7 protein-coding genes are annotated in these 5403 nt (G+C 66.1%); 4 read left to right on the top strand and 3 right to left on the bottom strand.

Translation table 11 applies throughout. The features are described from left to right. Positions 1-356: 356 nt before the first annotated feature. From FZ033_RS23810 to FZ033_RS23800, 3 genes are read right to left on the bottom strand one after another with little or no spacing between them, the layout of a single operon-like run. The gene (locus FZ033_RS23810; RefSeq protein ID WP_149578546.1) at positions 357-743 is read right to left on the bottom strand and encodes a DUF302 domain-containing protein; all 387 of its coding nucleotides are present in this window, start codon (positions 741-743) and stop codon (positions 357-359) included. Between the two features lie 45 nt (positions 744-788). After that, entirely contained in the window at positions 789-1478 is a 690-nt protein-coding gene (locus FZ033_RS23805; RefSeq protein WP_232847640.1) for a c-type cytochrome, read from the bottom strand. Positions 1479-1510: 32 nt separating this feature from the next. Further along, entirely contained in the window at positions 1511-1720 is a 210-nt protein-coding gene (locus FZ033_RS23800; protein WP_149578544.1) for an SHOCT domain-containing protein, read from the bottom strand. A gap of 178 nt (positions 1721-1898) precedes the next feature. Between FZ033_RS23800 and FZ033_RS23795 the strand changes: the two genes are divergently transcribed. The 4 genes from FZ033_RS23795 to FZ033_RS23780 form a co-directional block, all read left to right on the top strand. Further along, entirely contained in the window at positions 1899-2177 is a 279-nt protein-coding gene (locus FZ033_RS23795; protein ID WP_138399103.1) for a metal/formaldehyde-sensitive transcriptional repressor, read from the top strand. Between the two features lie 12 nt (positions 2178-2189). Beyond that, the gene (locus tag FZ033_RS23790) at positions 2190-3359 is read left to right on the top strand and encodes a nickel/cobalt efflux transporter (protein WP_149578543.1); all 1170 of its coding nucleotides are present in this window, start codon (positions 2190-2192) and stop codon (positions 3357-3359) included. 63 nt (positions 3360-3422) lie between these two features. After that, positions 3423-4136, top strand: a complete 714-nt coding sequence (locus FZ033_RS23785; protein WP_149578547.1) for a response regulator — start codon at positions 3423-3425, stop codon at positions 4134-4136. Continuing rightward, the coding region (locus FZ033_RS23780) for an ATP-binding protein (RefSeq protein WP_149578542.1) at positions 4133-5403 on the top strand (1271 nt) is incomplete at its 3' end. The genes FZ033_RS23785 and FZ033_RS23780, both read left to right, overlap by 4 nt.

Below are 5403 nucleotides of genomic sequence, written 5' to 3'. Positions count from 1 at the left end.
CCGGCCACGGGCGCTCCGCTTCCCGCGGGGCGCCCGCCTTCCACCCTCGCAATTATGCGGAGCAGAACCCCCGCCGACCGAGCCCGACAGATTGACCTATACGATCAGTGCCGTATCGATCGGCGTCTTCTTGCCCGAATCCTGCGCCGCTGCACGATCCGCCGCGACCAGAGCCAAGCCGAAGGCAGAAAATCGAAGCAAGGAAGATCTCTCTGGAACCGAGATGCTATCATCCATTTGCGCGGAATAGTCCGCGCATTCAACGTGATAATGCGGCGACGCGCCCTTTCCAGTAAGCCTAAATAAATCCAGGCGCCGGGAGCGACCCATGAGGATGCAATGCGCCCGAAACCGTGTCAGAGCGAACCGATCACGCTCTTGAGCTTCGCCTGGACGTGTTCGGCCGCCTGCTTGAGCCGCGGATTGTCGATCGCTTGCATTGAGGCGACGGGATCGATCGCCGCCACTTCGGTGTTGCCGTCCCCCTTGTCCTGCACGATGACGTTGCACGGCAGCATCGTGCCTACCTTGTCCTCAATCTCAAGCGCCTCGTGGGCAAGCGCCGGGTTGCAGGCGCCGAGAATGCGGTAGGGACGGAAATCGACATTGATCTTCTTCTTGAGAGTGTCCCTGACGTCGATCTCGGTGATGATGCCGAAACCCTCGCGCTTGAGCGCCTCAGTCGTCAGCCGCACGGCGTCATCGAAGCCGAGCGCAAGCGTTTTGGCGAAATAATAGCTCATGGTTCACTCCCAAGGCGTTCTTGCAAGACGCGAATATAGGAAAGTTCAACGCAGGCCGGAGAGATATTCGGCCACGGCCCTCTTATCGGCTTCGCTCAGCGCCGCCGCGATACGGCCCATCATTGTCGACGACGGACGCGCGCCACTCGCGAAGCGATCCAATTGATCGACGATATATGCCGCATGCTGTCCATTCAGATTGGGAGCGTCGGCCATCATGCCCATCATCGGCATCCGCTCCATCATGCCGCCTCCCATCATGCCCGTCACGGGCATGCCGCGTTGGCCGGACGCACGGTGACACATGGCGCAAGCGGGCATTCCCGCGAAGAAGATGCGCTCTCCAATCGCCGCCAAGCGTTGGTCCTTGACCGCGTCCGCCTTGCGCGACTGCTTGCCATAAAAGCTCGACGCATTCGCCATGTCGGCGTCGCCGAGGTCTGCCGCGATTGGCGCCATGATGTCCGACCTGCGAGTCCCATTCCTGAAGGCCCAGAGTTGGCGATAAAGGTAAGCCGGACTTTGACCCGCCAGTTTCGGAAATTGCGATTCGCTGCTATTGCAATCCGCGCCGTGGCACTCGGCGCATTTGGCATCGGCCACATGGCTTCCTAGCGCCGGGTCGCCTGCGCGCGCGCCATCCGATTGTCCCCGTGAGGCTCCCGTCATGGCGAGTAAACCTGCTCCAGCGATGAGTATGATCGCACCCGCTAATGAGATCGCCATCTTGCTCATTGTCATGGCTCCGCGACGTCACCCGGTCCGGATCAGGCGCTGAGGTCGCGCTTTTCCTGGAGGTATTCGTCGCGCTGGATTTCTCCCTTCGCGCAGTACTCACCGAGAATGTCGAGGCCTCGCGAAAGGCTTCGATCGTTACCGATCCGCACGGCGCCTCCAAAGAAGGAGAGGACAAGCGCAACGATCCCAACTGTCAGAAGCACCAGCAACAAAAAGGAGAGGATGCCGTCGGCATCCATCCCCAGCTATGTCTATCAGCCCGAGGGCCGTTCCACCACATCGGGGTCATTGCGCAGATTGCCAAAAGCCCGTCCGCCCCGATGTCCGCGGCCGGTTCCGCAAGTTCCCGTATTTGGCCCTGCCGCCGAGCGAAAGGAACGATTTATATAGGGTACCCCCCTATATTATAAACCCGTGATGGCACACACGATCAAGCACAAGACCAAGCTTCTCGCCCGCATCCGCCGAATCAAGGGGCAGGCCGAAGCCGTGGAGCGCGCGCTGGAAGCCGAGATCGGCTGCACCGACGTGTTGATGCTGGTCGCCTCCATGCGCGGCGCCATCAACGGACTGACGGCGGAGCTGATGGAGGACCACATCCGCCATCACGTGGTGAACCCGGACGCCGAGCCGGACCCCGAGCGTGCCAAAGGCGCCGCCGACCTGATCGAGGTCGTCCGCACCTACCTCAAGTGATCTGAGAGCAAGATGACTGCGTTTACAGACCTGCTCCAGCAGGGGGCCGCGCACGCCTGGCTGTTCATCCCCTCGGCCATCCTGCTCGGTGCCCTGCACGGGCTTGAGCCGGGCCATTCCAAGACGATGATGGCCGCCTTCATCATCGCCATCCGCGGCACGCTCACCCAGGCCGTCCTGCTGGGCCTCGCCGCAACGGCCTCGCACACGGCGGTGGTCTGGCTCATTGCCCTCGGGGGGCTGTATTTCGGGCAGCAATGGGGTGGCGAGGCCAGCGAACCCTATTTTCAGCTCGCTTCAGCCGTGGCGATCATCACCATCGCCGCCTGGATGGCCTGGCGGACGTGGCGCGAGCAGAGCGACGCGCATCACCACCATGAGGACAAGACCCGTCTCCTCTCGACCGCAGAAGGGGAACTGGCGCTCGACATCTTCGAGGATGGCGTGCCGCCGCGGTGGCGCATCTCCAGCCCCGGCGGGCGCATGCTTCCTGACGCCGAGCGCGTCTTTCTCGAAACCCTGCGGCCCGGCGGCGGCCGTCAGGTCTTCCCGTTCGTGCACCGGGGTGAATTCCTCGAGAGCACGCACGATATTCCCGAGCCCCATGCCTTTTCAGTGGAGCTTCGCATGCGCCTCGCCGACGGCGGGGAGGAGGTCCATGCCCTCGTGTTCGAGGAGCATGACCATGCCCACATGAATCTCGGCGACGAGGACGACGCCCACGCCCGCGCCCACGCCGCCGATATCCGCAATCGCTTTGCCGGCCGCCCGGTGACCACCTGGCAGATCATCGTCTTCGGACTGACGGGCGGGTTGATCCCGTGCCCGGCGGCGATCACCGTGCTGCTGATCTGCATGCAGCTGAAGGTCTTCAGCCTCGGCTTCGTGCTGGTCCTGTGCTTCAGCATCGGCCTGGCGCTCACGCTGGTGTCGGCCGGCGTGCTCGCGGCCCTCAGCGTCCGGCACGTCTCGCAACGTTGGTCGGGCTTCAGCGCCTTCGCCCGGCGCGCGCCCTATGCCTCGGCCGCGCTGATCCTGATGGTCGGCCTCTACACCGGCTGGCTCGGCTGGCATGGTCTTTCACGGGAGCACGCTCCGTCGGCCGGCATCAGCGCGGGCGCGGTGCAAGGCGATTTCTTGCCTGCGCCAACTTCGTATGGCGAAGCACGCCGGCTGGGATAAAAGGGCTTGTCCGCAGAGCAGCCGTCGCGCCCGCAGGACGGCCTCGCAGGAGTGCGTCACCCCGTGTCTCCCGAATGCCATATCCTGATCGTCGATGATGATGCCGAGATCCGACGCCTCGCCGGCAAGTTCCTGCGCGAGCACGGGCACAAGGTCACCGCGGCACAGGATGCGCGCGAGATGCGCGAGGCAATGAAGGCGGGGGCGGTGGATCTCATCATCCTCGACATCATGCTGCCCGGCACGAGCGGGCTCGACCTATGCCGGGACATCCGCCGCACGTCGGACGTGCCCATCATCATGCTCACCGCGCGCGGCAGCGACGTGGACCGGATCGTGGGGCTGGAGCTCGGTGCGGACGACTATCTGTCGAAGCCCTTCAATCCGCGCGAGCTGCTCGCGCGCATCCATGCGGTGCTGCGGCGCATGCGGCCTTCGGGCGACGCCACGGCTTCCGGGGGCACCCTGCTCGCCTTTTCCGGCTGGACCCTCGACACCCGCCGGCGCGAGCTGACCAATCCCGAAGCCGTGGTGGTGGATCTGTCGACTGGCGAATATGACCTGCTCCTGACCTTCCTCGAACATCCCCAAAGGGTGCTGACGCGCGACCAGCTGATGGACGCTGCCAAGAACCGCACCGCCACAGGCTTCGACCGCGCCATCGACATCCAGGTCAGCCGGCTGCGCAAGAAGCTTGAGTCCCATGGCGGACCGGAGATGGTGAAGACCGTGCGCGGCGCCGGCTATTTCTTCGTCCCGGAGGTGGAACGCTCGTGATCCGCGCCCTGATCCGCGCATCGGACAGCCTCGCCGTCCGCACCGCCGTGGTGGCGGTGCTGGGCATCGTCGTCGTGCATGTGCTGAGCCTGTGGACCTACGAGCACGCCATGGAGCGCGAGCGCCATGCGGCCCATGCCATCCGCCTCGCCGACCAGATCGTCGCGCTGCGCCGGTCGCTGGCAGCAGCGCCGCCGGAAAGCCGCGAGGATGTGGCCCATGACTTGTCCGGCGGCGCCATCGACGCGCACTGGAGCCGGGAAGCCATGGCCGCACCCGGCCCCCATGCCGCGGAGGGATGGCAGCGCCTCGCCGACGACGTGCGCACGCTGGCGCCTGACCTCGGACCGCAGGATGTGCTGGTGGGCGCGGGCACCGATCCGCACCTCAGCCTGGTCGCCGTGCGCCTTCCGGACGGCAGCTGGCTGAACGCCCGCCTGTTCGCCTCCATGCCGCAGGCGGCCGGGACGCACGGATCGGTGCTCTCCACGACCCTCATGGCGACGGGCGTGCTGCTGCTGTCGCTCGCCATCGCCGCCTGGCTGACGCGGCCGCTCAGGGCCATGGCGCGGACCGTCGCGGCCCTGCCTCCGGACGCCCCTCTGGTGCGGCTCCCGGAGACCGGCCCGACGGAGGTGCGGGAGCTGGCCCACGCCTTCAACGGCATGCAGGCTCGCATCGCGGAGCTGATGGAGCGGCGCACCCAGGCCCTCGCCGCCGTCTCCCACGATCTGCGCACGCCCATGACACGCCTGCGCTTCCGCATGGAGGACGTGGGCGACCCCGCCCTGCGCGAGGCCATGGCGGCGGACGTGGCGGAGATGGAGCAGATGGTGGACGCCACCCTGTCCTACCTGCGCGGCGAGGCCAGCGAGGAGCCGGTACGCCCGCTCGACCTCGTGGCGCTGGTGGAGACGCTGGTGGACAATGCCCGCGACCGGGGCCTTGCCGCCGATCTTGCAGCCCCGCCGCGCCTGGTGGTGGCAGGCCGCCTCGTCAGCCTGAAGCGGATGGTGTCGAACCTGCTGGAGAACGCGCTTCTCTATGGCGGCGCCGCGCATGTCGTGCTCGCGGAGGAGGGCGCCGAGGCGGTGCTGACGGTGAAGGACGAAGGCCCAGGCATTCCGCAGGACCAGTTCGCCGCCGTGCTCGAACCCTTCGTCCGGCTCGACACCTCGCGCAGCCGGTCCACCGGCGGGGTGGGGCTCGGCCTTCCCATCGCCCGTGCGGTGGCCGAGGCCCATGGCGGCACGCTGACCCTCGCCAA

Origin of the sequence: Xanthobacter oligotrophicus (assembly GCF_008364685.1) — a bacterium.
GTDB classification, from domain to species: Bacteria; Pseudomonadota; Alphaproteobacteria; order Rhizobiales; family Xanthobacteraceae; genus Xanthobacter; species Xanthobacter oligotrophicus.
This window is presented reverse-complemented; position numbering and strand designations above follow the sequence as displayed.